At 72.7% G+C, this 24,961-nt stretch carries 22 protein-coding genes; 17 read left to right on the top strand and 5 right to left on the bottom strand.

Annotation, left to right across the window (positions count from 1 at the left end):
* Positions 1-29 precede the first annotated feature (29 nt).
* The gene (locus Y09_RS04665) at positions 30-2,087 is read right to left on the bottom strand and encodes an NADPH-dependent 2,4-dienoyl-CoA reductase (protein ID WP_053916476.1); all 2,058 of its coding nucleotides are present in this window, start codon (positions 2,085-2,087) and stop codon (positions 30-32) included.
* Between the two features lie 71 nt (positions 2,088-2,158).
* On the opposite strand from Y09_RS04665, the gene Y09_RS04660 reads away from it, so the two are divergent.
* Positions 2,159-2,779: an isochorismatase family protein gene (locus Y09_RS04660; RefSeq protein WP_053916475.1), complete on the top strand. Its 621-nt coding sequence runs from the start codon at positions 2,159-2,161 to the stop codon at positions 2,777-2,779.
* Here the strand turns inward: Y09_RS04660 and Y09_RS04655 are convergent.
* Positions 2,730-4,409 carry an HNH endonuclease signature motif containing protein gene (locus Y09_RS04655; RefSeq protein WP_053916474.1) on the bottom strand — a complete coding sequence of 560 codons (1,680 nt, stop codon included), beginning with the start codon at positions 4,407-4,409 and terminating at the stop codon, positions 2,730-2,732. The genes Y09_RS04660 and Y09_RS04655 overlap by 50 nt on opposite strands.
* 538 nt (positions 4,410-4,947) lie before the next feature.
* On the opposite strand from Y09_RS04655, the gene Y09_RS04650 reads away from it, so the two are divergent.
* From Y09_RS04650 to Y09_RS04630, 5 genes are all read left to right on the top strand, one after another.
* Positions 4,948-6,120, top strand: coding sequence for an ATP-binding protein (locus Y09_RS04650; RefSeq protein WP_053916473.1), 1,173 nt, complete (start codon positions 4,948-4,950; stop codon positions 6,118-6,120).
* Between the two features lie 228 nt (positions 6,121-6,348).
* The gene (locus Y09_RS04645; RefSeq protein WP_053916472.1) at positions 6,349-7,389 is read left to right on the top strand and encodes a GNAT family N-acetyltransferase; all 1,041 of its coding nucleotides are present in this window, start codon (positions 6,349-6,351) and stop codon (positions 7,387-7,389) included.
* Positions 7,390-7,482: 93 nt separating this feature from the next.
* Entirely contained in the window at positions 7,483-8,703 is a 1,221-nt protein-coding gene (locus tag Y09_RS04640; RefSeq protein WP_053916471.1) for a YncE family protein, read from the top strand.
* The gene (locus Y09_RS04635; protein WP_053916470.1) at positions 8,700-9,152 is read left to right on the top strand and encodes an SRPBCC family protein; all 453 of its coding nucleotides are present in this window, start codon (positions 8,700-8,702) and stop codon (positions 9,150-9,152) included. Before Y09_RS04640 ends, Y09_RS04635 begins: the two co-directional genes overlap by 4 nt.
* Positions 9,153-9,196: 44 nt before the next feature.
* The gene (locus Y09_RS04630) at positions 9,197-9,670 is read left to right on the top strand and encodes a DUF1992 domain-containing protein (RefSeq protein WP_053916469.1); all 474 of its coding nucleotides are present in this window, start codon (positions 9,197-9,199) and stop codon (positions 9,668-9,670) included.
* A gap of 4 nt (positions 9,671-9,674) precedes the next feature.
* On the opposite strand, the gene Y09_RS17775 is transcribed toward Y09_RS04630, so the two are convergent.
* Positions 9,675-10,064, bottom strand: a complete 390-nt coding sequence (locus Y09_RS17775) for an RIO1 family regulatory kinase/ATPase (RefSeq protein WP_234695633.1) — start codon at positions 10,062-10,064, stop codon at positions 9,675-9,677.
* A gap of 691 nt (positions 10,065-10,755) precedes the next feature.
* On the opposite strand from Y09_RS17775, the gene Y09_RS04620 reads away from it, so the two are divergent.
* The 4 genes from Y09_RS04620 to Y09_RS04605 are packed head-to-tail and all read left to right on the top strand — an operon-like array spanning position 10,756 to position 14,617.
* The gene (locus Y09_RS04620) at positions 10,756-12,966 is read left to right on the top strand and encodes a hypothetical protein (protein WP_148639521.1); all 2,211 of its coding nucleotides are present in this window, start codon (positions 10,756-10,758) and stop codon (positions 12,964-12,966) included.
* A 59-nt stretch (positions 12,967-13,025) separates the two neighbouring features.
* The gene (locus Y09_RS04615; protein WP_053916467.1) at positions 13,026-13,757 is read left to right on the top strand and encodes a VOC family protein; all 732 of its coding nucleotides are present in this window, start codon (positions 13,026-13,028) and stop codon (positions 13,755-13,757) included.
* Positions 13,754-14,125, top strand: a complete 372-nt coding sequence (locus Y09_RS04610; RefSeq protein WP_053916466.1) for a MauE/DoxX family redox-associated membrane protein — start codon at positions 13,754-13,756, stop codon at positions 14,123-14,125. Before Y09_RS04615 ends, Y09_RS04610 begins: the two co-directional genes overlap by 4 nt.
* 48 nt (positions 14,126-14,173) lie before the next feature.
* Positions 14,174-14,617, top strand: a complete 444-nt coding sequence (locus tag Y09_RS04605; protein ID WP_082358634.1) for a carbohydrate ABC transporter permease — start codon at positions 14,174-14,176, stop codon at positions 14,615-14,617.
* A 28-nt stretch (positions 14,618-14,645) separates the two neighbouring features.
* On the opposite strand, the gene Y09_RS04600 is transcribed toward Y09_RS04605, so the two are convergent.
* Positions 14,646-16,145 (bottom strand): amidohydrolase, encoded by a 1,500-nt coding sequence (locus Y09_RS04600; protein WP_053916517.1) that lies wholly within the window; start codon positions 16,143-16,145, stop codon positions 14,646-14,648.
* Between the two features lie 97 nt (positions 16,146-16,242).
* Between Y09_RS04600 and Y09_RS04595 the strand changes: the two genes are divergently transcribed.
* The 6 genes from Y09_RS04595 to Y09_RS04570 all read left to right on the top strand — a co-directional run bounded on the left by Y09_RS04595 (position 16,243) and on the right by Y09_RS04570 (position 22,707).
* The gene (locus Y09_RS04595) at positions 16,243-17,166 is read left to right on the top strand and encodes an ABC transporter ATP-binding protein (RefSeq protein ID WP_053916465.1); all 924 of its coding nucleotides are present in this window, start codon (positions 16,243-16,245) and stop codon (positions 17,164-17,166) included.
* A gap of 47 nt (positions 17,167-17,213) precedes the next feature.
* Positions 17,214-18,020 carry an ABC transporter permease gene (locus Y09_RS04590; protein ID WP_053916464.1) on the top strand — a complete coding sequence of 269 codons (807 nt, stop codon included), beginning with the start codon at positions 17,214-17,216 and terminating at the stop codon, positions 18,018-18,020.
* 23 nt (positions 18,021-18,043) lie between these two features.
* Positions 18,044-19,204: a sensor histidine kinase gene (locus Y09_RS04585; protein ID WP_234695628.1), complete on the top strand. Its 1,161-nt coding sequence runs from the start codon at positions 18,044-18,046 to the stop codon at positions 19,202-19,204.
* A complete protein-coding gene (locus Y09_RS04580; protein ID WP_053916462.1) occupies positions 19,201-19,824 on the top strand; it encodes a response regulator transcription factor in 624 nt (207 codons plus the stop codon). The genes Y09_RS04585 and Y09_RS04580 overlap by 4 nt, the downstream gene beginning before the upstream one ends.
* 33 nt (positions 19,825-19,857) lie before the next feature.
* On the top strand, positions 19,858-20,796 hold the full coding sequence (locus Y09_RS04575) for a Na+-dependent transporter (RefSeq protein ID WP_053916461.1): 939 nt from the start codon (positions 19,858-19,860) through the stop codon (positions 20,794-20,796).
* 96 nt (positions 20,797-20,892) lie between these two features.
* Positions 20,893-22,707, top strand: a complete 1,815-nt coding sequence (locus Y09_RS04570; protein WP_053916460.1) for an ABC transporter ATP-binding protein — start codon at positions 20,893-20,895, stop codon at positions 22,705-22,707.
* Here the strand turns inward: Y09_RS04570 and Y09_RS04565 are convergent.
* Positions 22,697-23,623, bottom strand: a complete 927-nt coding sequence (locus Y09_RS04565) for an arsenic resistance protein (RefSeq protein WP_053916459.1) — start codon at positions 23,621-23,623, stop codon at positions 22,697-22,699. The two genes, Y09_RS04570 and Y09_RS04565, sit on opposite strands and share 11 nt — an antisense overlap.
* Positions 23,624-23,715: 92 nt before the next feature.
* Here Y09_RS04565 and Y09_RS04560 point away from each other — a divergent pair, with 92 nt between their 5' ends.
* Positions 23,716-24,936: an SPFH domain-containing protein gene (locus Y09_RS04560; RefSeq protein WP_053916458.1), complete on the top strand. Its 1,221-nt coding sequence runs from the start codon at positions 23,716-23,718 to the stop codon at positions 24,934-24,936.
* The last annotated feature ends 25 nt before the right edge of the window (positions 24,937-24,961 follow it).

The following is a 24,961-nucleotide window of genomic DNA, read 5'->3' as shown; positions in this document are numbered from 1 at the left end:
GGGCCTCCTCGGGGCCGGGACCGCCGAGACTACAGCCCCGCCGCGACCTGCACGGCCTGGCGGATCGCCCGCTCCGCGTCGAGCTCCGCGGCGACGTCGGCCCCGCCGATCACGTGCACCCGCGGCGCCCGGCCGCGCCGCTCGGCGATCACCTCGTCGGCCAGCGCGTTCACGCTGACCTGCCCGGCGCACACCACGACCGTGTCGACATCCAGCACCCGCGCCTCGCCGCCCTCGGTGATGTGCAGGCCCGCCTCGTCGATCCGCTCGTAGGTCACGCCGCGGTGCTGGATCACGCCGGCATGGCGCAGCTCCGCCCGGTGCACCCAGCCCGTCGTCCGGCCGAGCCCTGCGCCGATCCGCGTCTCCTTGCGCTGCAGCAGGTGGACCTCGCGCCGCGCCTCCTCGCGCGGACGGGTGATCACGCCGCCGCGCTTCTCGTCGGCGTCGACCACGCCCCAGTGCTCCCGCCAGCGCCCGACGTCCAGGGTGGGGGAGGGGCGCGGCGCGGTGAGGTACTCGGCGACGTCCACGCCGATCCCGCCCGCGCCGATGATCGCGACCTTCTCGCCGGCCTCGGCACGGCCCTCGAGCAGATCGGCGTAGCTGATCACCTCCGGCCCGCCGCTCCGTTCCAGAGCGATCTCCCGCGGCGCGACGCCGGTGGCGACGATGACGTCGTGGAAGCCCTGCAGCTCGGTCGCCGTCGGCCGCATCCCGAGCCGGATCCCGACGCCCGCCGCGGCCAGCCGCATCCGCCAGGACCTAAGCGCCTGCGCGTAGTCCTCCTTGCCCGGGATCCGCGCCGCGAGCCGCAGCTGCCCGCCGATCTCCTGGGTCGCCTCGTAGAGGGTGACGATGTGGCCGCGCTCGGCGGCGGCGAGCGCCGCCTCGAGCCCCGCCGGGCCCGCGCCGACGACCGCGACCTTCCGGGTGCGGCGCTCGATCACCGGCGTCAGCACCAGCTCGGTCTCGTGGGCGGCGCGCGGGTTCACCAGGCAGCTCGCCCGCTTCCCGTCGAACACCTTGTCCAGGCAGGCCTGGTTGCAGGAGATGCAGGCGACGACCTGTCCGGCGCGGCCGTCCGCGAGCTTGTTCGGCAGCTGCGGATCGGCCAGCAGCGGGCGCGCCATCGAGATCAGGTCCGCCTGCCCGGAGGCGAGCACCTGCTCGGCGACGTCCGGGTCGTGGATGCGGTTCGAGGCGACCACGGGGACGCCGACCAGCTCGCGCAGGTGCTGGGTCTGCTCCGCGAAGGCGGCGCGCGGCACGGAGGTGACGATGGTGGGCACTCGGGCCTCGTGCCAGCCGATCCCCGTGGAGAGCACGTCCACCCCGGCGCGGACCAGGGACTGCGCGAGCGCGGTGGTCTCGGTCCAGGTCTGCCCCTCGGGCACCAGGTCCAGCAGGGAGATGCGGTAGCTCAGCAATGCGTCGTCCCCGATCGCGTCCCGCACCGCGGCGGCGATCGCGAGCGGCACCGCGCGCCGGCCCTCGGAGGTGCGGCCCCAGCGGTCCCGGCGATGGTTCGTGCCCGGGGCGAGGAACTGGTTGAGCAGGTAGCCCTCGCTGCCCATGATCTCGACGCCGTCATAGCCGGCGTCGACGGCGCGACGGGCCGCCTCGGCGAAGTGGTCGATGGTGCGCTGCACCCCGCCGCGGGTCAGACGTCGGCTGCGGAACGGGGACAGCGGCGACTTCCCGCCGCTCGGCGAGGCGGCCAGGGGGTGGAACGAGTAGCGGCCGGCGTGGAGGAGCTGCAGGACGATCCGTCCGTCGGCCTCGTGGACCTCGCGGGTGATCAGCTCGTGGGCGCGCAGGGTGCGGGCATCGGCCTGGGAACCGCGCGGGGTGAGGCGGCCGCTGCGGTCGGGGGAGAAGCCGCCGGTGACGATCAGCCCCACGCCACCGCGGGCGCGCTCGCCGAGATAGGCGGCGAGCTTCTTCGCGTCCGACGGGTCGTCCTCGAGTCCCGTGTGCATCGACCCCATGACGATCCGGTTGCGGACCTCGAAGGGGCCGAGGTCGAGCGGGGAGAGCAGGGATCGGTACCGCGACGCTGCGGCGGAGTGCTGGGGAGAAGACATGCCCGCGATTCTGCCAGCTCGCCTGCGTACGCTGGAACGGACCGGTCCCACACTGCTGCGAGGAGCCCCCGATGACGACGCGCCTGCTGATCATCGTCGATGTCCAGAACGACTTCTGCGAGGGCGGTGCGCTCGGCGTCGACGGCGGCGGCGCGGTCGCGGAGCGGATCGCCGAGGTCGTGCGCGAGCACGGCGGGGACTACGACCGGATCCTCGCCAGCCAGGACTGGCACCGCGGGGACACCGACAACGGCGGGCACTTCGCGGTGCCGCCGGCCGCGCCGGACTTCGTGGACACCTGGCCCGTGCACTGCGTCGCGGACACGGAGGGCGCGGCGCTGCATCCGGCGATCGCAGCGGTGGAGGACCGGGTGGAGGTCGTGCACAAGGGGCACGGCGTCCCGTCGTACAGCGTGCTCGAGGGGATCGTGATCGGCACGGGCGAGTCGGTGCAGGCGCTGGTCCCCGGCTGCGAGATCGACGTGGTGGGCCTCGCCTACGACTTCTGCGTGCGCGCCACGGCCCTCGGCTCGCGCGAGGCCGGCGCATCGGTGCGGGTGCTGCGGGAGATGACGGCCGCTGTGCATCCCTCGGGCGTCGCGGAGCTCGAGGACGAGCTGGCCGCGGCGGGTGTCGAGGTGGTCAGAACGGCGGATCGCCGAGATCCGGCGGCGGGTTGCCGGGAGGGATGATCTTCCGGCCGGCGGCCTTCGCGAGAGCGGCCCGTCGGTCCTCGGCGACGCGTTCCGCGCGGGGCCGGGCCTGCTCCTCGGCGTGGAGGCTGCGGGCCTCGGCGGCGAGGCGCTCGTGCTCGGCGGCGGCATGCTCGAGGAGCCTGACCGTGTGCGGGGTGAGCAGGTCGGTGGCCTCCTCGGTGGTGGTGCGCAGGTCCTCGCCCAGGGTCCAGTGCGTGGTGAGCGGCCGGGCGGGCGCGCTGTCGTCGACCGGCTCGCGGGTCGGATCGATCAGGCCGGCGGTCTTCATCTGGTGGTGCTGCCAGCACAGCCGGTGCAGGTTCGCCAGGGAGGTGGGCCCGCCGCGCTCCGGGCGCTCGTGGTCGTACTCGAGGATGTGGTCGTCCTCCGCGTCGGTCGCGGTGGGGCGGGTGCATCCCGGCGCTGCGCAGACGGGGTGGCGCAATCGCAGCTGCATGCGTTGCTGCGCGTCGGGCCGGTAGGTGTCGATGCGGACGGGGAGGGGGGTCCCGCAGACCGGGTCCGTGAGGATCCGATACCAGACCGACGACCTCGCCGCGAGGTCCCGGGCGAGCTCGGCGGGGATCGGGGTGGTCCCCTCGAGCATGGCCGGTGCGTCGTCCCGTCCGAGCAGCGTCATCACCGGCACCGTCACCAGGAGCTTGTACGGCGAGGCCGTCTCCTGCACCGGGGCGGTGTCCAGCACGGTGTGGGCGAGGATCGCGTAGCGCAGGGTGCGCAGCGAGAGCGGTGCGCCGCGCTCGGCGAGGTTCTCGTCGATGTCGAAGGGGAGCGGCCCCTCGGTCCCGTCCGAGAGGGCGGCGCGCTGGGCTCGCTGCACGTCGCGGGCGGCGACGTCGAGCCGGTGGGCGAGCCCCTTGATCTCGAGGATCGGGCCGGTGACCAGCAGCGAGGCGGTGCCGGTGGTGGAGTCGACGTCGACGATCTCCACATCGCGGCCCTGCGAGGGCGGGGTCGGCAGGGCGCCGGCGGTCGCGAGCTCGATGGCGAGTCGGAGGCGCCGGGAGAAGGTGTCGAGGGAGACGGACGGCAGCTCGATCGTCGACATGTGGGCGTCGACCTGGGCGGCCTGCTCGTCGGTCAGTCGCCGCACCCGCCGCAGGAGCATCTGATGCATCGCCTCGGTGAGATCGCCGCGGCGCAGGTACTCGAAGGTGAGCGGCATGATCTCGACCGCCCGGTGCGCATCGAGCACCTGGCTCCAGGCCTGGTTGTAGGTGCAGCGAAGTCCGGCCGCGACCTTCAGCGCCGTCATGTCCGCGTCCTCGGGACGGCCCTGCACCTCCGGGTCCTCGCGGAAGAAGGTCTCCAGCAGTCGCAGATGGTGGGCGTACAGCCGGGCACGGGTCAGCGCGGTGCGGTGCAGCGCCATCACCCGCCCGGACTCGACAGTCCCCTCGCCGACCTCCTCGAGAATCCGCTCCGTGGTCAGCGGCCGACGGGCGCGGGCACGCCATGCGGGCAGCTCCGGGACCGTCGCGGGTGGGAGGAGGGCGCCGGACGATGGCGACGAGGCCGAGGCAGGGTGGACAGGGGCGGGATAGGACGCAGCGGACTGCTCGGACTGCTGTGCCGCGCTGTCGCCGGGCTGATCGAACTCGCCCATCGTGCCCCCTCCTTCCTCGGCCCGGGAGAATGCCGGATCGCTCCATCGTGTAACACCTCCAGAATATTCGCGAAGGTGCCACAGGGGAAGAGTTGGAGCGCAATCGGGATGAATCTGTGGATAACCTAGTTGTGTGGAGGGGAGGTCGGGGTGGCAGGGGTGGGTGTGTGGATGGGCGGGCTCGACTGTCGGGCCTGTGTGGTAGGGCGTGTCTGCTGGTGGTGCGGGTGCTCGGGTGCGCGTGGATCGGTGGGTGGGGCTGATGGGCTGGCGCACGGGCGGGCTGGTGGTGGCCTGGCGGGGGTGCGGTGGAAATGGATCGCAGGGCGTTGCCTTGAATGCTATTCGGGAATAGATGGAGTGACTATTGCGGAATGGCCATCCCTGTGAATGCGGGGAGCGGTCCGTCGGTCAGTCGTCGTACAGTTGTCGGCTCCCGTCGGCCGCCTCGTCGAGCCGGGCGCTGCCGAGCGGGTCCGCACTGCCTCGTCCCCGCGCCGCCCTGTACATACACCGACACACACGGCACGATGGCTCCATGACGAATCCCTTCACCCCGGGCTTCGGCCTGACGCCGATCATCCTCGCGGGCCGCGACATCGCGATCGACGAGTTCGCCGCGGCGCTCGCCGGCACCGTGCCCGAGGCGCGGGCGATCCTCATCTCCGGCCAGCGCGGCGCCGGCAAGACCGTGCTGCTCACCGAGTTCCGCGAGCTCGCCCTGGAGGCGGGCTGGATCGACCTCAGGATGCACACCTCCTCGACCTCGCTGCTCGAGGAGCTGCGCGGCCAGGCCATCTCCCGGCTGCGCGAGATCGATCCCGAGGCGGAGACCTCCCGCCTCACCTCCGCGCGCGTCATGAACGTCTCCGCCCAGCGCGACATCGTCCACCGCTACGAGGGGGAGGGGGAGCCGCTCACCGTCGTGCTCGACCGCCTCGCCGCGCTTGCCGAGGCCGAGGGCGGCGGGCTGCTGATCACCCTCGACGAGCTGCAGTCCGCCGACCGCGACCAGCTCCACGCCCTGACCCAGCACGTGCAGGACCTCATCGGCTCCGGGCATGCCGTCGCCTTCCTCGCCGCCGGGGTGCGCACCGGGGTCGATGCGCTACTGGACCATGAGCGCACCACCTTCCTGCGCCGCGCGCACCGCCTCGAGGTGGGCAGCGTCGACGTCGGCACCGCCGCCGAGGCGATCCGGATGACCGTCGCCGACACCGCGAAGTCGATCACCCCGGAGGCCGCGGTGCTCGCCGGAGAGATCTCCCGCGGCTACCCCTACCTGATCCAGCTCATCGGCTCCAAGGCCTGGCAGAACAGCGGCGACGCCGACGTGATCGAGGTCGAGGACGTCCGCGGGGCGCGGGACACCGTCGTCGCGGCGATGATCAAGAACGTCCACGGCCCGGCGCTGCGCGGCCTCAGCGCCCGCAAGCGCGAGTACCTGCTGGCGATGCTCGAGGTCGAGGGCCCGTCGGCCGTCGGAGACATCGCCCGACGCATGGGCATCGACCCGCGCAACCAGTCCACCTACCGCGAACGCCTCATCGAGGACGACCTGATCCGTCCTGCCGGGCGCGGCTTCGTCGAGTACTCGCTGCCCTATCTCGACGAGGCGCTGCGCCACGAGGAGCGCGAGGGGGTGGGCTCGGACATCGAACCCGATCGCGGGGTGCGGCGCTCGCACCGGGCCCGGACGAACGCTCGGTGACGGACACCATGAGCACGATTCCCAGCACGTCCCGGCGCCCCGCGCGCGGCCAGCTCCCCGATGCTCAGCAGGCTCTCGTCCATGCGTTCCTCCGTCGTGCCTCGCCCGGTCTCGGGCACCGGGTCCGTCCCGGCGCGGACCACGCTGGGCCCTGCCCCGAGGGAAGGGCCAAGCAGGCTCGAGGATATTCCGTCGACCGATGGTCCCGCGCCGTGGTGGACTGCGCGCATGCAGCTGACGATCCGTCCCCTGGACGCCTCCTCCGACCTGGAGCTCGAGCAGTACCGCGCCCTCGAGCAGGCGCTCGACGACCATGTCTACGGCGGTCATCAGGAGGAGAGCCTCGCGCAGCTGCGCGCCGGCCTCGAGGACACCCTGTACTGGACGGTGCGGCGCTGGATCGCCCTCGCCGAGACGCTCGAGGGCGGGGAGATGCTCGTCGGCCGCGCGATGACCTTCACACCGCAGAAGGAGAACCTCGAGTCGATCTCCGTCGGCGTCGCCGTGCATCCCGCGCACCGGGGTCAGGGCATCGCGACCGCGCTGGTCGAGGAGGCGCTGCTGCCCGCGATCGAGCAGTCCGGCCGCACGCTCGTCGAGGCGTACGGCGAGATCGAGACGGGCGTCGACCCTGAGGATCCCGCCCATCCCGTGCACCGGATCGCCGCCCGGCTCGGCGTGACCCGCAAGAACCTCGCCGTGTGCCGGGCGCTGCCGCTCCCGCTGGACCCCGCCCGGCTCGACGCGCTCGAGGCCGAGTCGGCCCAGAAGCGCGGCGAGTACCGGATCGAGCAGTGGGTCGGGGAGATCCCCGAGGAGCACCTGAGCGCCTACGGCCGCCTGCTCACCCAGCTCGAGATCGACGAGCCCGACGAGGAGGTCGAGCATGAGCCCGCCGAGTACACCCCCGAGCGGATCCGCGTGAGCGAGCGGCGGATGCGCGGGGCGGGCACGATCCGGATCGTCGCGGTGGCTGTCGCGCCGGACGGCGAGTTCGTCGGCAACTCCGAGGTGCACGTGCACGAGGCGCCCGGCAGCACCCTCGGCTATCAGGAGAACACCCTGGTCATGCCCGAGCATCGCGGGCACCGGCTGGGCCTCGGGCTCAAGGTCGCCACCCACCGCCAGCTCGCCGAGCGCGCCCCGCAGCTGCGCTCGCTGGTCACCTGGAACTCGCACGTGAACCCGTGGATGATCCAGGTCAACGAGAAGCTCGGGTATGAGCTGCTCTTCCACGAGGTCGTGATGCAGGGCAGGCGGACGGGCTGAGCGACACGCCTGCCGAGCGCGCCTGACCCCATCACCCTGCTCCGCCCCGTAGGTTCATGCCTGAGGAATCGGGCAGAGCGGTCAGGGGGAGCCATGGAGGCGAAGCATCGCAGGAAGCCGCCGAGCCGCGGCCGCAGCTCGCACCAGTTCACCGTGGCGATGGCGATCCTCTCGCTCGTGCTCGCCGGCGGTGCCGTCACGGGGCTCGGCACCTCGATGCTGCGTCCCGATGACGCCGCCTCTCCCGCCGAGGCGGCCGTGCACGATCCGATCGGCGACCCCTCGAACACGACCCGGCTCGTGCACCGCGACCGGATCACCGGGGACATCTCCCCGAAGTCCGTGGTCGCGAGCCCGGCCGGGGACGTCATCGCGAACAACATGATGTACAACCACACCTCGACGCTGTACGACGCGAGCAGCCTCGAGCTCGCCGCGACCGTCCCCGACACCGTGGACCTCGCCGAGTTCGGGTTCCCGGACAGGGCCGGGGAGACGACGGGCGCGCCGGTCGAGGCGGTGTTCTCGCCCGACGGGAGGTTCGCCTACGTCTCCCAGTACTCGCTCAAGGGACCCGGGGCGGGGGAGACCGCGACCGACGACTGCGCCGCCGGCGACGCGATCGGGAACAGCGCCGTCTACCGCCTCGACCTCGAGACGAAGGAATGGGACCAGGTCATCGAGGTGGGGCGGGTCCCGAAGTTCATCTCCCTCTCGTCCGACGGCTCCGTCGCGCTGGTCTCGAACTGGTGCGACTCGAGCGTCTCCGTCGTCGACCTCGACAAGGGCGAGGAGATCCGGCAGATCCCCGTCGACTCCGCGCCGCGCGGCTCCGTGGTGCTGCCCGACAACCGCACCGCCTATGTCACCGCGATGTACGCCGACGAGCTGTATCGCGTGGACCTCGAGACCGGCGAGAGCGAGCTCGTGCTCGAGACCGGCCGCAAGCCCCGCCACCTGGTGCTCTCCCCGGACGCGTCCCGCATGTACCTCACCGAGTCCGGGGACGATCGGCTGCTCGAGCTCGACACCGCCACCGGCGAGGTGCTGCGCGAGGTCGTCACCGGCCGGGAGCCGCGCACCATGGCGATCTCGCCCGACGGGCTCGCCCTGTACGTCGTGAACTACTACGCGAACACGGTGACGAAGTTCGATGCCGAGACGCTCGAGGAGATCCAGACCGTCGAGGTGGGCCAGAACCCGATCGGCATCACCTACGAGCCCACCTACGGCCGGGTGTGGGTCGCGAACTATGCCGGGTCGATCGACGTCTTCGACGACACCGCCCCGCGTGATGGCACGATGGAGCCATGAACGCCCACGCCGTCGTGACGGCCTCCCGCGAGATCGCCGCCCCCGCCGCCGCCCTCTTCGACCTCATCGCCGACCCGGCCGAGCAGCCGCGCTGGGACGGCAACGACAACCTCGCAGGCGCCGAGGCCGGCCAGCGGGTCCGCGCCGTCGGCGACGTGTTCGTCATGACCAACCGCAACGGCGGAGTGCGCGACAACCACGTCGTCGCCTTCGTCGAGGGTCGCGAGATCGCCTGGCGCCCCGCGCCCCACGGGGAGCGGCCGGCGGGCCACCAGTGGGGCTGGGTCCTCGAGCCGCTCGAGGACGGACGCACCCTGGTCACCCACGTCTACGACTTCTCCGACCTGCCCGCCTCGCAGGAGGCGCGTCTCGCGAAGGCGCGGCAGATGACGCCGGAGAAGCTCATGGCCTCGATCGACCGCCTCGCGGAGCTCGCCGAGGGCGCGTGAGCACGCCGTCGGAGCCGCCCGTCGACCCGAGGAGCCTCGGGCCGATGATGGACCCGGACGTGGCCCGCATCGAGTCGGCGATCGAGGCGGCCGCGCGGCGCGGCGACTTCGACGACCTGCCCGGCGCCGGGAAGCCCCTGGACCTGCCGGACACCCATGACCCCGACTGGTGGGTGAACCAGCGCATCGCCAGCGGAGACATCGACTCCGAGGCGCTGCTGCCCGTCGTGGTGCTGCTGCGCAAGGAGTACGAGCGCCGCGACGAGACCCTCGCCGCGCTGCCTGACGAGAAGGCCGTGCGAGAGTACGCCGCGGACTTCACCGAGCGCGTCCACGAGGACCGGCGCGCGAACCCCTTCCAGCGCATGCTGGCCCCCGCCTGGGACGGGGACGGCGCGGTCGCGCGCTGGCAGGAGGTGCGGGCAGCGGGTCCCGCCGTGCCGTCGGCCCCCTCCCCGCCGGATGCCGCGCCGCCGGCCCGGCGCCGGCGGTGGTGGCCCTTCGGCCGACGGGGGTGAGCTGTCAGCGCCACCCGCGCCAGGCCGCGGCGACCCACTCCTCGGGATCGGCGGCCGACGGCGGGGCGCCCTGCACGGCCAGCCAGGTGCACATGGTGCGGCAGTCGCGGCGCAGGAACTCGGTGCCGTGCGGGTTCGCGATCAGGTCGATGGTCTGCGGGACGTCGATGATCACCGGATCCGGCTCCGCCAGGCGCGAGTCGGCGAGCACGTTGTAGGGCGAGAGGTCTCCGTGGACGAGCCCGAGGGCGGCAAGGTCGATCACCGCCTCCCGCATCAGGCGGGCCCAGCGCTCGGCGGTCGCGGGATCGGGGTAGGTCTCCTGGAGACGGGGCGCGGCGACCTTCGGCGTAGGCGCTCGAGCGGTGGAAGGTGACCTGGTCGGGGTCGCGATAGCGCTTGGCGACCAGCAGCGCCGCCTCGCCGGGGGCGCCGGTGAGCTGCTCCTCGGGCAGGGCCCGATCGATCAGGAAGGCGTCGGCCTCCTTGCCGGTCTTGAGGATGCCGAGCTCGGTGTCGATCGCTCCGTCGTGCTGCACCACCCAGTCGGGGAAGGGCTGCGGGCCACGGTCGAGGGTGTGGGCGGTCTCGGGCCAGGTGGACCAGCGCTGGTCCGTATCGAGCTCGGCGAGGGAGAGGGAGTACATCGAGCGTGCGAAGAAGTCGTCCGGGTCGAAGGACGTGGTCATGTCAGGGGCTCCTGAGGGAGGGCGCCCGCTCTCAGCGGTGCGCGGGGGAGGGGAGGACGGCAGGGGTCAGCACGGTGACGCTCATCTGGTCCTCCTTCCCTCAGGGCCGGCCCGGGACGGGCGGCGACGGGGTGAGCCTATGCGGGGTGCGGGGCCGATGCCAGGGATTTTTCGGCCGACGACGACCGGGCTGTGACCTGCGGAGTGTGGATAACTCGAGGGGGTGCGTCGGCGATGTGGTCGGGTGTGCGCATGACTGCTGCGTGCCCCGTGCTCCGTCCGTCCCGTCGTTCGCTGCTGCTGTCCGGAGCGCTGCTCGGCACGCTCGGGCTGGCGGGGTGCGACGGGGTGTCGCTGCCGTGGAGCCCGCCCCGTGCCACGGTGACGCTGACACCGATGACCACCGCCGCGGAGCTGCAGCCCGAAATGCCTGTGTACCGCAATGACTGGGGGATCTCTCCCGGCTCGGAACGACCCATGGCGATGCTCGTGCATCGGGAGAGAGCGCTCGAGGCCGATCTGTGGGCGGTCACGTTCGAGGAGCCGGAGGGCCTCGCCGTTCCGATCGATCCGCTCACCACCGGCCTCGTCGTCGACGGGCACGGGGAGACGGTGCGGGTCTTTGCGAGCCGCGTCGTGGATGGCGCGCGGCGCACGGTCATGCACACATCGACGGACCTGGTGGAATGGGCGAGCGTGGACGTGGACGGGGGGATCAGCGCCGCCCTCGTCGCAGCGGGGGACGGACTCGTCGCGACCTCGCAGCGGGACGGCGAGCTGCAGGTCTGGGACGTCTCGGACGGTGGGGTGGCGACTGCCCTCAACCCGGTCCCGGTGGCCGACGGTGAGAAATGGTCCGTGCAGGCGGTCGGTCGTGCAGACGATGCGGTCCTCGTGGCCATCGATCGGAAGGGGACCTCGGAGGAAGCGGCCGTCGTCGTCTCCTCGTCCGACGGCGGTGCGACGTGGAGCGACCCGAGGTCGCTGCCCGGCGACGCGGACCAGAAGTCGGTGCATGCGATCTTCGCGCAGGACGGCGCGTTCGTGCTCGTCGGGTCGTGGCGCACGGCGGTCGACTGGGACGAGCACACCCGCACCTCTCGTGCGGCGGCGTGGACGGGTGCCGGTGCGGAGGGGCTGCATGCCGAAGAGGTTCCCTTGCCGCGGTGGGGGCTGGAGAACTTCCATCAGCACGACGGCCGTGGCGAACTCGACCCCGACACCCCCATCGACTTCACCGACCTCTCGGCAGGTCGCCCGGTGCGCTCGCCGGACGGATCGGAGATCAGCGTCCCGACCTGGTGGGGTGATGACATGCGGATGCTCCGCCGCGACGCCGACGGCACCTGGTCGGCTGGAGAGCCGAAGGAGTACGTCCCGGCCTATGTCCTCGAGGCGGTCGGGGATGCGACCGGGACGATCTTCCGGGAGAACGGCCGGGTGTACGTCCAGGAGGCGGGAAGCAGTGAGGAGGCAGGGCTGCGGGTCGATCCGGCGCGGGGACTCTCGGTCGCTTCGGCGGCGACCGGCACGGGGCTCGCCGGACGGATCACCTGGACCACCTCCACCATCGACCGAGGCGCTGAGCAGATCAACTGGCGGTCTCCGACCTACGGCACGGCCTTCGGAGCTGGCGAGGGCGACCAGCTCGTACGACGGAACGAGTCCCTGCTCGGGACCGCCAAGCCCCGGTCCGTGCACATCCATCGGCTCGACGGGGATCTGACGCTGTGCACGGGGGTCGTACCGGTGGGCGATCCCCTGGCTGAACCCGGGTTCGCCGTCGAGGCGAGCACCGATCACAGCACGTGGCAGAGCGTGACGGGACTCCCTCGGTCCGAGAACGACGTGGCGGTGGGCGAGGCGAGCACGGTCGACGGCGTGCACTACCTGCCGGTCGCTGAGTGGATCTTCCCTGAAGACGGGGGTCCCTCGGTGCTGACCCCGAGGCTGTACAGCTCGACCGACGGGATCGCCTGGGAGACCGTGCCGCCTCCCGTGCCGGACCATCCGGAGCCGGAGAAGGCCGCGCTCGGCGCCCATGTCGATGTGATGACCTCCATCGATGGTGTCCTGATCGGCCTGGGGTCCGTGATCGATGCCCTGGACGAGTGGAGCCCGGTGACCTTCGTGCAGGACGGGGAGATCTGGCGGACCGTGCCGCTCGACGGCGCCGTGCGCGGCGACTCGATCGCAGGGGTCGGCGAGGACGGGGTCCATGGCTCCGTGGCGGGACGTACGGGGCGCTGGAGCCTGACTGCGGACGGCACCCTCACGGAGACCTACCGCGCCGACGACCGCGGCAGGCGCGGCCCGGCGCTGGACCTGGGGGAGGGGGCGCTGCTCGCGGGAGGGTGGATCGACGTGCCCGCCGGCACCGAGGGGGATGATGGCGAGGTGGGGATCGGGGCCTGCCTGTGGGCGAGCCTCGACGGGGGCGAGAGCTGGCAGGCGACGATGCTGCCGGGGCAGGAGGGGCGCTTCCCTGATGTCCACGTGCGCGCGGATGGGGACGACGTGCTGGTCATCCTCGACGATCCCGACGTGCCGCACGGGTACTGGATCCGGGACGCACGGGCCGACGTCCTCGGCGAGGAGGGCGAGTGAGGGGCGACGCGACCTGACCGTCCTTCCCGCTTGAGCCGGGGCGGCCATAGGGTGGCGGGATGTTCCTCGAGAACCTCGGCATCGACGCCCTGGACCCGCAGCGCCTGGGCCGCTTCTGGGAGACGGCCCTCGGCACCACCACCCTCACCGATGCGCCCGACATCTTCGAGACCAGGCTGAGCATCGACGGCGACGCCTACCTCGACCTGTGCTTCGCCCACGTCCCGGCACGCAACGACGCCCCGCAGCGATTGCATCTCGACCTCCGCGGCGGCGCCGATCAGGAGGAGATCGCGCAGCGGCTGCGGGAGCTCGGCGCGAGCGACCTCGACATCGGGCAGGGCGAGGTGCCCTGGATCGTGCTCGCCGACCTCGAGGGCGGGGCGTTCTGCGTGATGGAGGAGCGTGAGGCCTACGTGGGTACAGGGCCGATCGCCGCCCTGCCGCTGGACTCCGCCGACCCTGCCCGCGATGCGGAGTTCTGGGCCTGGCTGAGCGGCTGGACGCCCGCGCCGGGCGTCGCGCCGCGCACCCTGCGCCACCCCTCGGGACGAGGACCCCTGCTCGAGCTGTGCCCGGAGCCGGCACCGAAGCAGCCCGGGTCCAAGAACCCGATCCACCTCGACGTGCGGCTCGAGCCGGAGGACGATCCGGACGCCGTCGCGGCCGGGATCGCCGCACGGGGCGGCGAGGAGTTCTTCCCGAACTGGGGCGAGCTGCCCTGGCGAGTGTTCCGCGACCCTTCCGGGAACGAGTTCTGCTTGCTGCCGGCCGTGGGAGCGGGCGCATGAGCCGCGGCCGCCGCACTGCCGGATTCCTCGGCGCCCTGCTCACCGGTGCGGGGACGCTGCACATGCTCCGACCCGAGCCCTTCGACACCATCGTCCCGCCCGCGCTGCCGGGACCCGCACGCGGATACACCTACGCCTCGGGCGTCGCCGAGCTCGCCGTGGCGGGGCTGCTGGCCGTGCCCCGGACCAGGCGCCTGGGAGGCGCTGCGGCGGCGGCGCTGTTCATCGCGGTGTTCCCTGCGAACGTGCAGATGGCGTACGACTGGCGCCGTGCCCGACCGCGGAAGCGTGCGATCGCCGTCGGCCGGCTCCCGCTGCAGGGCGTGCTCATCGCGCAGGCGCTGCACGTCGCACGGCACGGACCGTGAATGGGTTAACGTGGCCGTTCGTGTGATCGGACGGACAAAGGAGTTCACGTGACGTCCAGACGAACCTTCCTCGGACTGGCCGGGGCGGTAGGGGCGTCGGCCCTCGCCGGGTGCTCGTCGGAGCCCGAGATCGACGCCGCCCTCGGCCCGCCGGCGAGCTCCCTCGAGGAGGCGGCGCGGCTCGATGGCGCGAGCCCCTGGCAGACCTTCTGGCGGATCATGTTCCCGCTGTCCGGCCCGGCGCTGAGCGCGGTCGCGATCCTCACGGCGCTCGCCTCCTGGAACGATCTGATGTGGCCGCTGATCGTGGCGACCTACGACGACCGCACCACCCTCGCCGTCGGCCTGTCCACGCTGCAGGGCCAGTTCACCACCGACTACCCGGTGATGATGGCCGCGGCGTTCATGGCGATGCTGCCGCTGATGATCCTGTTCATCGTGCTGCAGCGCCGGGTGGTCGAGGGGCTCGCGCACTCGGGTATGAAGGGCTGAGGCATGAAGGGCTGAGCGCCGCCTCCGGCTACCGCTGCGACTCGAGGCGCCCGGCGACCACGGTCGCGAGCGGGTCGACGGCGCGCAGTCGCGCCGCCGCCTCGCGGGCCGCGGCCTCGTCCATGAGGCCGTCCGCGCCGACGGGGACGTCGGCGAAGAGCTCGTCCGCCTCCTCGAGGAGGACGATGTCCGCGCGGCCGCCGACGGCGAGGGTCCCGACCCCGTCGGTCGAGGCGGCCAGGGCCTCGCGCGGCTGGAGCTGCTGGGAGGGATGCCAGGCGGGGCGCTCGTCGGCGCTGCGGTGCACGGCCGCGGCCATCGCCAGCCACGGGTCCAGCGGAGCGACCGGCGCGTCGGAGCCGAGGGCGAGCTCCACGCCGGCCTCTCGCAGGTCGCGGAGGCGGAAGGCCTGCGTGCCGTGGCCGGGCCAGATCGCCTCGGTCGCGTCCCGGTCGTCCAGCAGGTGCGCGGGCTGCACGGAGGCGGCCACGCCGAGCGCGGCCATGGCGTCGATGTCGTCGTCGGTGAGCATCTGGGCGTGCTCGATCCTCGCCGCGATCCCCACCTCGGCGATCGCGGCGAGGGCCACCTGCGCGGCGGCGTCCCCGATCGCGTGGACGGCGGCGGTCAGGCCGCGCCGACGGGCTTCGGCGAGGGCGTCGCGCAGTGCGTCCGGACCGACGCTGAGCACGCCGTGACCGGCGTAGCCGTGCCCGTCGGTGTAGGCCTCGCGGGTGTAGGCCGAGTGGGAGCCGAGCGCCCCGTCGACGATCACCTTCAGCGGGCCCATCGTCACCAGGCCCGACTCGTCCAGTGCCGTGCCCGTCGGGCCCGGCGCCGCGGCGAGCTCCTCGGGGTAGACGGCGGTGCGGATCCGCATCCGCGGGCTGCGGTGCGGCCAGGACTCCCACGGCCGGCCCCACTCCATGTCCACCAGGCCCACGACCCCGCGCTGCAGGGCGTGGCGCTGCAGCATCGCCGCACCGGTCGCGACGGACTCGGCGACCCCCGGCAGCTCGGTCAGGCGCGGGGCGAGCGCGAACCATTCCTCCTCGGCGACGATCCCGTCCCGCGGCGGCAGGCCCAGGGCGCGCAGCGCGGCGGAGTTCAGCCAGGCGTGATGGGCGTCGCCGCCGATCAGCACCGTCGGCACCGAGCCGGTCGCCTCGTCGAGCGCCGGCACCGTCGGCGGGATCGCGAAGTCGACCAGGCGATGCCCGAAGCCGATCAGCGCCGCGCCGGGCGCCGCGGTCTCGCGCCGCGCGGCGAGCTCGGCGCGCACCCGCTCCAGGATCACGCCGACGCTGCCGGCGCCGGTGGTGTCGAGACGGGCATGGGCCTGGGCGAGCTGCCCGGTGTGCACGTGCTGGTCCCAGAGCCCCGGGATCGCGAGCGCACCGCCCGCGTCGAGGACCTTCTCGCCGGCGCGGCGCGGCAGCGACGCACCGAGCTCGACGATCACCCCGTCGTCGATCCGCAGGTCCGCGGGGACGGCGGCGTCGAGGGCGAGCACCTGTCTGATCAGCACCGATCCAGCGTAGCCCGCCGCGACCATGACGACTGTCATGGAGCGGACGTGATCGCGGGGGCTGGGGGCCGGGGGTGCGCGAGGGAAGGGTGGAGCCATGACCACCACCACCCTCACAGATGCACTCAGCCTCCGCGGCGTCACCCGCAGCTACGGCGAGGTCCGCGCCCTCGACGGACTCGACCTCGAGATCCGGCCCGGCGAGATCGTCGCGCTGCTCGGCCCGAACGGCGCCGGGAAGTCCACCGCCATGGAGATGATGCTGGGGCTCGCGACCCCGGAGCAGGGCAGCGTCCGCGTGCTCGGCACCGATCCCACCACCGCGACCCGCACCGGCCTGATCGGCACGATGCTGCAGGCCGGGGCGCTGCTGCCCGACCAGAGGGTCCGCACCATGCTGCGGATGCTCCACTCCCTGCAGGCGCATCCGATGCCGATGGCCGAGGTCGTCGACGGCGCCGACATCGCCGAGCTCATGCCGCGGCGGATCAGCGCCCTCTCCGGCGGCCAGTCCCAGCGGGTCCGCTTCGCGATCGCGCTGCTCGGCGACCCGCAGGTGCTGCTGCTGGACGAGCCGACCGTCGGCATGGACATCGGTGCTCGCCGCGCCTTCTGGCAGCAGATGCGCCGGGTCGCCGCGAGCGGCCGCACCGTCGTATTCGCCACCCACCACCTCGAGGAGGCCGAGCGGGAGGCGGGCCGAGTGGTCGTCATGGACCGCGGCCGCGTCGTCGCCGACGGGACCGGCGCCGAGATCGCCGCCGTCGTCGCCGGGCGGGTGATCACGCTGCGCGGGGTCGCCGCGGAGCGGGTCGCGGCGCTGCCCGGCGTGGACAGCGCCGAGGCCGACGAGACCGACGACCGACGGGTGAGGGCCGTGTGCACGGACTCCGATGCAGCGCTCGCGGCGCTGTTCACCGGACCGCTCGCCCGCGAGGTCCACGACGTGCTCGTCTCCGCGCCGGGCCTCGAGGAGGCGTTCCTGCGGATCACCGAGCACGAGGACGAGGCAGCGCGATGAGCGCCGCCGACCCCGCCGCCCGCCCCGCCCATGACAGGAGTCCAGCCATGACCGCCCCCTCCGACCTCACCGTCCTCAGCTCCGCCCCCGCGCCGCGCACCGACGCCGCGCCCTCGGCCGCGACCCGCACCCTGCGCTACGCCGCCCACACCACCGCCATGACGCTCACGAACGTCGCCTTCATGGTGTTCACCATCGCGCTGCCGGTGGGGATGTACCTGCTGTTCTCGATGATGTTCGGCGCCGAGGCCGAGGGACAGGCGCGCGGGCTGATCATGATCAACATGGCCGCCTACGGCGGGCTCGGCGCCGCGGTCACCGCCGGCACCCAGATCCAGGAGGACCAGCGGAACGGCTTCCTGCGCCAGCTGGTCGTCGCCGGGCTCTCGCCCCGCTCCTTCCTCGTCGGCTCCGTGATCGCCGCGAGCGCCGTGATCGTGCCCGCGCTCGCGGCCGTCGGCCTGGTGGGACTCGCCACCGGGGTCGAGGCCTCGCCCGGCCGGTTCCTGCTCACCCTCGTGGTGCTGTGGCTGGGCCTGCTGCCCACGATCCTCATCGGGCTCGTGCTCGGCATGGTGCTGAGGGGCGCCGCCGCGATGGCCGGCGGTGTGGTGACGATGATGGCGATGGCGATCTTCGGCGGGCTGTGGATGCCGCTGGAGATGTTCCCGCAGTGGATGCAGGAGCTCGGCCGGCTCCTGCCCACCTACTGGATCTCGAGCCTGGGGGAGTGGTCCCTGCAGGGGGCTGAGCTGCCGGTTGCGGGCCTGGTCGTGATCGGGGTGTGGACCCTCGTGCTCGGGGCGCTGTGCATGGTGAGCATGTCGCGGGCGGTGGGTCTGCAGCGGCGATGAGGGACGCTGGCACAATGACCGCCATGAGCACCCCCGACGCCCCGGACTGGGGGCGGTGGGCCCGCGACCCCGCCGAGCCGGGGGAGGAGGCCGCCGCCCGGCCCCTCACCCCGCGCGGCGTGCTCCGGGCCGCTCGGGAGTCGGGCGGGCTCTCCTTCTCCCTCCCGCCGGTGATGTTCGTGCTGGTCCCGATCGTGTTCGGCTGGATCCAGGCGCCCGGGCCCACGATGGTGCTCGCCACCGCGCTGCTGCTCCTGTACGGGGCGATGTTCGCCGCCACCACCGGGATCGCGCTGTACCCGCGGCGGGTGCGCCTGATCTGGTTCGCGCTGTGCACCGGGATCCTGCTCGTGCTGATCCCGGTGATCGGTCTGAACGTGCTCTACATGGTGATGTTCCAGGCCATGACGCATGTGCTGCTGCTGCCCTGGCGGTGGGCGGTGCCCTCGATGCTGCTGATGAGCCTCGCCGTCATGGCGATCGCGCTCGTGGCCGGTCAGCCGATCGCGGCGGGCTTCGCCGTGATGGGCACGATCATGTCCTGGGGCATCGGGCACGGCATCCGTCAGCAGGTGCTGCAGGAGCAGCTCGAGGCCGCCCACCGCCGCAATGCCGTGCTCGCCGTCGCCGCGGAGCGGGAGCGGATCGGTCGGGACCTCCACGACCTCGTCGGCCACTCCCTGACCTCGCTGACGATCTCCGCCCAGCTCGCGCGGCGCCTGCTGGAGAGCGACCCCGAGGCCGCCCGCGCCCAGCTCGAGCACATCGAGACCACGACCCGCCAGGCGCTCGCCGACGTGCGCGCCACCGCCTCCGGCATGCAGACCGTGCGCGCCGCGACCGAGATCGCCTCCGCCCGCACCGTGCTCGGCACCGTCGGGATCCAGGCCGAGGTCCCCACCGCCCTGCCGCCCCTGCACGAGGACCTCGCCGAGCTGTTCGGCTACGTGATCCGCGAAGGAGTCACCAACATCGTGCGCCACTCCCGCGCCACGCGCGCCCGGATCACCGTCGAGGAGGATGCGGTGACCGTCGCCGACGACGGCATCGGCATCCCCCACGGCGCCTCCCGCAGCGGCCTGCAGGGCCTCGAGGCCCGCGTCGTGCTCGCCGGGGGACGGCTCCGGGTCGAGACCTCCGAGACCGGCACCACCCTGAGGGCGACCATGGACCGGGCGGCATGATCCGCGTCGCCGTCGCCGACGACCAGGCCATCCTCCGCGGCGGCCTCGCCGCCCTGCTGCGCCTGGAGCCCGACCTCGAGGTGGTGGGGGAGGCCGCGACCTGCGCCGGGACGCTCGAGATGGTCCGGCAGGCAGAGCCCGACGTGCTGCTGCTGGACGTGCAGATGCCCGCCGGGGCCGACGGCGCACCGGCCGACGGGATCGGCGTCGCCGAGCGGCTGCAGGGCGCCGACGGCGCCCCGCGGATCATCGTGCTGACCACCTTCGGCCGGGCCGGCTACCTGCGGCGCACGATGGAGGCCGGGGCCGGCGGGTTCATGGTCAAGGACACCCCCGTCGAACGGCTCGTCGACGCGATCCGTCGCGTCCACCAGGGGCTGCGGGTCGTGGACCCCGAGCTCGCCGCGCAGTCCCTCGCCGTCGGCCCGAGCCCCCTGACCGCGAAGGAGACCGAGGTGCTGCAGGCCGCGGCCGTCGGCGGCACCACGGCTGCGATCGCCGGGCGGCTGTTCCTCTCCGAGGGGACGGTGCGCAACCACGTCTCCGCCGCGATCGGGAAGCTGGGGGTCGCGAACCGGGCAGAGGCCGTGAGGACCGCCTCGGACAACGGCTGGATCTGAGCCCCTGCCACGGGTGACGCGTAGTCTGCCGGGGTGGATGCGATCGAGGCCCTGCTCGGCGCGCTGATCGACATCAGCGTGCCCGCCTTCGCGATCGCCTCCATGCTCTCGATGGGGCTGCGCACCCCGCTGCGCGCCTTCCGCGACCAGCTGCGCGACCGACGCACCGTCCTCGCCGTGCTCGGTGCGAACTTCGTCGTCGTCCCGGCCGTCGGCACCCTGCTCATCTGGCTGCTCGCCGGACTGCTGCCGCACCACACGGGGGAGGGGTTCGTCATCGCGCTGTGCGCGGCCGGCGCCCCCTTCGTGCTGCAGCTCGGGGCGATGGCGCGCATCCCCTACGGCGAGACCGCCGGGCCGATGGCGGTGCTGCTGCTGGGCTCGATCGCCTTCATGCCGCTGGTGGTCCCCTTCCTCCTGCGGGACGTCGAGGTGCACGGCTGGTCCGTCGCCCAGCTGCTGCTGGGCACGATGCTCTCCCCGATGATCGCCGGCATCGTCATCGCCGCGGTCTGGCCGGGACGCGCCGATCTCTTCGCCCGGATCGCGGGCGGCGTCGCCGCGGTCTCGGCGGTGCTGATGTTCCTCTCCGGCTTCGGCGCGAACTCCGGCCTCGTGCTGGACCTGCTGCTCTCCCCGGTGCTCCTCGTCGCCGCGGGTCTCGTCGCCCTCGCCTTCGTGGCGGGCCGCTTCGCCGGCGACCTCGCCGGGGACACCCTCACCGTCCCCGACGGTCCCGCGATCCTCACCAGCCAGCGCAACATCGCCGCCGCGCTGCTGGTCGCGCGCACCGGGGCGGAGGGCAGTACGCAGACCGGCTCGATCGTCGTCGCGATCCTGCTGCTGAGCGCTGTCGGCTTCGTGATGCTCGTGCCCTACGCGCTCGCCACCGGCTACGTCCGTCGACGCCGGGCGGGGGAGCGGGCCACGCTCGGGGTGCTGCTGGGGATCGTCGGACCGAAGGACGAGTGAGCAGGCACGAGGGAGCAGGCCGGTTCGCTCAGGGCGTCGCGCCCGGGTGAGGCGGCTCATGGACCGCGCCGCGTCGCCTCCGTAAGGTGGTGGGACGTGGCATCCCTCCTGCGCATCGTCCGCTTCACCCGTGCTCTCGCCCCGCTGTACACCGCGATCATCGTCTGCTCGGTGCTCACCGCGGCGGCAGCGCTCGCCGTCCCCTTCCTGATCGGCCACGCGACCGACACGGTCGCCGGGGCCGTCGGCGGGCAGACCCCCACCTCCGCCGCGGTGCGCGCCGTGGTGCTGATCGCGGCCGCGGTGCTGGTCGCGGAGCTGTTCAACACGGTCGTGTCGAACATCGGCGGCTGGTTCGGCGACGTGATGAGCAACCGGATGCGCACGATCCTCTCGGTGCGCTACTACGACAAGCTCCTCCACCTGCCCCAGCGCTGGTTCGACGGGGAGATCACCGGCACGATCGTGGCGCGGCTGAACCGCTCGATCACCGAGATCACGAACTTCGCGAAGATGATGTCGAACTCCTTCGCATCGATGCTCATCACCACGGTCGCGGTGCTCGCGATCAGCGCGTGGTACGCCTGGCCGCTGACGGTGCTGCTGCTGATCGTGTTCCCGCTGTACGTGTGGCTGACCTCGCTCACCTCCGTGAAGTGGCAGCGGCTCGAGGGGGAGAAGAACGAGCAGGTCGACATCGCCTCCGGCCGCTTCGCCGAGGTCGTCGGCCAGATCCGGGTCGTGAAGTCCTTCGTGCGCGAGCGCTCGGAGCTCGAGGACTTCCGCCGCCGCTTCGGGTCCACCGACGCCACCACCCGCGCCCAGTCCACCCACTGGCACCGCATGGACGTGATCCGCCGCGCGGTGCTGAACCTCGTGTTCTTCGGGATCTACGTGATCATCTTCGTGCGCACCGTCCAGGGTGCCTTCACGCTCGGCGAGATGGTGCTGCTGGTGCAGCTGATGAGCATGGCCAAGGCCCCGGTGGAGTCGATGAGCTGGGTGATCGACTCCTCCCAGCGCGCCATCGCCGGGTCCAAGGACTACTTCCGCGTGATGGGGACCGAGGTCGACCCGCGCACCGCCGCGATGCTCGCCCGGGCCGAGGACGACGTGCCGCCGCCGGCGATCGAGCCGGTGCCCGGCGCCCCGGTGGTCCGCTTCCGGGACGTGTCCTTCGCCTACGAGGACGGCGAGGACGTGCTGCACGGGATCGACTTCTCCGTCGCCCGCGGGGAGAAGATCGCGCTGGTCGGCGAGTCCGGCGGCGGGAAGTCCACGATCGTGAACCTGCTGCTGGGCCTGTACGAGCCGCGCGCGGGCGAGATCGAGGTGGTGGGACGCACCAGCACCGAGCTGCCGCTGGACGAGCTGCGCTCCCGCATCGGCGTGGTCTTCCAGGACGCCTCCCTGTTCTCCGGCACCCTGCGGGAGAACATCGCCTACGGCCGGCCCGGCGCGAGCGACGAGGAGGTCGCGGGCGCCGCCCGCCGCGCGAACGCCGACGGCTTCGTGCGCCGCTTCCCCGGCGGCTACGAGCAGGTGATCGGCGAGCGGGGGCTGAAGCTCTCCGGCGGACAGCGCCAGCGCATCGCCGTGGCGCGCACGATCCTCAAGGACGCGCCCGTGCTCGTGCTCGACGAGGCGACCTCGGCCCTGGACACGAAGGCGGAGCGGCAGGTGCAGAAGGGCCTGGACGAGCTGATGGAGGGCCGCACCTCCCTGATCATCGCCCACCGCCTCTCGACCATCGCGAGCGTGGACCGGATCATCACGCTCGAGGACGGGCGGATCGACGAGATCGGCACCCCCGCCGAGCTCGCCGCCTCCGGCGGGATCTACGCCCAGCTGCTGGACCTGCAGAACAGCGGCGACCGCAAGCGCCTGGCGCGCTTCGACATCACCGGCTGAGCAGCCGCGGCAGCACCCGCACCAGCACCACCATCCCGATCAGCTCGACGAGGGTCTGGGCGACCACGGCCGCCGGGGCGAGCGGGGCCGGCATCGCGAGCGCCAGCGGCAGCACCACGAGCGAGTTGCGGGTCGCGCCGGAGAAGGTCACGGCGGTGGCGGTGGGGGCGTCCAGGCGCAGCAGGCGCGCGATCAGCAGCCCGGCCGCCGCGGCGAGCACGAGGAAGGCCGCGTAGACGGGCACGAGGGCGAGCAGCGCGCCGCCCGCGCCGAGCACCCGCGGGGTCTGCGAGGCGGCGACCGCGAGCAGCACCAGGACCATCAGCGGCACCATCGCCGGGGCGAGGTCGAGGCGGGGGGCCAGGCGCTGCAGCAGCGCGGCGGCCAGCAGCGGCAGGAGCACCAGCAGCACGAGCGCCCGCGCGAACGGGGCGGGGTCGATCGCGGACGTCGCCGCGCCGCCGACCAGCAGCGGCACCAGCACCGGCAGGGCGAGGATCTGCCCCAGCATCAGCAGGGGCGTGGCGGCCAGGAGCTTCTCGTGCGCGCCGCGGGCGAGCGCCGTGAACACCACGACGTAGTCGATGCACGGGGCGAGCAGCACCAGCAGCGCGCCGAGGAGCAGATCGGGCGAGCCGACGAGCGGGCGGGTCAGGGCCCAGACGATCACGGGCACCACCAGGAGGTTCACCGCCAGCAGCGCGAGCAGGAAGCGGGGGCCCGCGAGGGCGGCGCCCAGACGGGTGAGCGGGATGGCGTGGAAGGTCACCAGCAGCAGCGCGGCTATCGCCGGCTCGACGGCGGGCGCGAAGACCGGGGCGGTGCCCGGCGCCGCGGCACCGAGCAGGACGCCCGCCGCGATCGCGGCGAGATAGAGGGGGACCTGTCGGCGCTCGAGCAGCTGCAGCAGGTCCATGCGGGGAACTGTAGCCGGGCGCCCAGCGGGCGCCCGGGGACGGGCGGTAGCATGGCCGCGATCACAACTTCGGGGGCGACGAAGGAGCTCACATGGGATTCATCCAGGCATTCAAGGGCGCGGTCGGCGGCATGCTCGCCGATCAGTGGAAGGACTTCCTCACCGTCCCGAACGGGCTGCCGCAGACGGCGGCGCTGTTCCCGGCGGTCCCGCAGGGCACCAACGCCGGCCGCGGCTCGAACACCCGCGGCTCCGAGAACGTCATCACCAACGGCTCGAAGATCCTCGTGCCCCAGGGGTACGGCCTGATCACCGTGGTCGACGGCCGCGCGACGGGCCTGATCACCGAGGCCGGCGGCTACGAGTTCAACGACTCCTCCCCGGACGCCCGCTCCGTCTTCGCGGGCGACGACCTCCTCGCCTCGACCGTGGGCACCTCCTGGGAGCGCTTCAAGTACGGCGGCCGGCCCTCCTCGCAGCAGCTCGCCTTCTACGTGAGCCTCAAGGAGATCCCCGACAACCGCTTCGGCACCCAGTCGGAGATCTACTGGGACGACGCGTATCTGGGCGCGCAGGTCGGCGCGGTCACGCGCGGCTCCTACACGCTGCGGATCATCGATCCGCTGCTGTTCGTGCACAACTTCGTGCCCGCCTCGTTCATCTCCGCGAACGCGCCCGTGTTCGACTTCTCCGACCCCGACAACGCGGCCGGGAACCAGATGTTCCAGGAGGTCGTCGGCTCCCTCGCCCAGGCGTTCTCCCGCTACACGAACGATCCCGACAAGGGCAACCGCATCTCCCGCATCCAGGGCGACTCGGTCGGCTTCGCCCAGTCGCTCTCCGCCGCCGTCGAGGAGGGCTACCGCTGGTCCAGCGATCGCGGCCTCGCGATCGTGAAGACCGCGATCGTCTCGATCGAGTACGACCAGCGCACCCGCGAGCTGCTGGCCGACGTGCAGAAGGCCGACGCGCTCTCCGGCGCCCGCTCGCAGTCCTTCATGAACCAGGCCGCGGCGCGCGGCGTGCAGGCCGCGGGCGAGAACGGCGGCGGCGCGGGACTGGCGATGTTCGGGGCGGGCATGGGCGCCGCCGGCGGGATGGTCAACCCCGTCCAGCCGTGGGCGCCGCCCGGCCAGCAGGGCGGCCCGCAGCAGCAGGCCCCCGCCGAGGGTCAGCAGGCCCCGCAGCAGCAGGCCGCTCCCGCGCAGGAGGACCCCGTCGCGAAGCTCGCCCAGTACAAGCAGATGCTGGAGCAGGGGCTGATCAGCGAGGAGGACTACGAGGCGGCGAAGAAGGCCGCGCTCGGCCTCTGAGCCGCGCCCGCACTCCCGGAGCACT

This window comes from Brachybacterium sp. SW0106-09, from assembly GCF_001293905.1.
GTDB lineage: Bacteria > Actinomycetota > Actinomycetes > Actinomycetales > Dermabacteraceae > Brachybacterium > Brachybacterium conglomeratum.
This window is presented reverse-complemented; position numbering and strand designations above follow the sequence as displayed.

Coding starts and splice junctions, on each gene's coding strand:
- Y09_RS04665 (WP_053916476.1), bottom strand. CDS start 2,087: ATGTCTTCTCCCCAGCACTCCGCCGCAGCGTCGCGGTACCGATCCCTG.
- Y09_RS04660 (WP_053916475.1), top strand. CDS start 2,159: ATGACGACGCGCCTGCTGATCATCGTCGATGTCCAGAACGACTTCTGC.
- Y09_RS04655 (WP_053916474.1), bottom strand. CDS start 4,409: ATGGGCGAGTTCGATCAGCCCGGCGACAGCGCGGCACAGCAGTCCGAG.
- Y09_RS04650 (WP_053916473.1), top strand. CDS start 4,948: ATGACGAATCCCTTCACCCCGGGCTTCGGCCTGACGCCGATCATCCTC.
- Y09_RS04645 (WP_053916472.1), top strand. CDS start 6,349: ATGCAGCTGACGATCCGTCCCCTGGACGCCTCCTCCGACCTGGAGCTC.
- Y09_RS04640 (WP_053916471.1), top strand. CDS start 7,483: ATGGAGGCGAAGCATCGCAGGAAGCCGCCGAGCCGCGGCCGCAGCTCG.
- Y09_RS04635 (WP_053916470.1), top strand. CDS start 8,700: ATGAACGCCCACGCCGTCGTGACGGCCTCCCGCGAGATCGCCGCCCCC.
- Y09_RS04630 (WP_053916469.1), top strand. CDS start 9,197: ATGATGGACCCGGACGTGGCCCGCATCGAGTCGGCGATCGAGGCGGCC.
- Y09_RS04620 (WP_148639521.1), top strand. CDS start 10,756: ATGACCACCGCCGCGGAGCTGCAGCCCGAAATGCCTGTGTACCGCAAT.
- Y09_RS04615 (WP_053916467.1), top strand. CDS start 13,026: ATGTTCCTCGAGAACCTCGGCATCGACGCCCTGGACCCGCAGCGCCTG.
- Y09_RS04610 (WP_053916466.1), top strand. CDS start 13,754: ATGAGCCGCGGCCGCCGCACTGCCGGATTCCTCGGCGCCCTGCTCACC.
- Y09_RS04595 (WP_053916465.1), top strand. CDS start 16,243: ATGACCACCACCACCCTCACAGATGCACTCAGCCTCCGCGGCGTCACC.
- Y09_RS04590 (WP_053916464.1), top strand. CDS start 17,214: ATGACCGCCCCCTCCGACCTCACCGTCCTCAGCTCCGCCCCCGCGCCG.
- Y09_RS04585 (WP_234695628.1), top strand. CDS start 18,044: ATGAGCACCCCCGACGCCCCGGACTGGGGGCGGTGGGCCCGCGACCCC.
- Y09_RS04580 (WP_053916462.1), top strand. CDS start 19,201: ATGATCCGCGTCGCCGTCGCCGACGACCAGGCCATCCTCCGCGGCGGC.
- Y09_RS04565 (WP_053916459.1), bottom strand. CDS start 23,623: ATGGACCTGCTGCAGCTGCTCGAGCGCCGACAGGTCCCCCTCTATCTC.
- Y09_RS04560 (WP_053916458.1), top strand. CDS start 23,716: ATGGGATTCATCCAGGCATTCAAGGGCGCGGTCGGCGGCATGCTCGCC.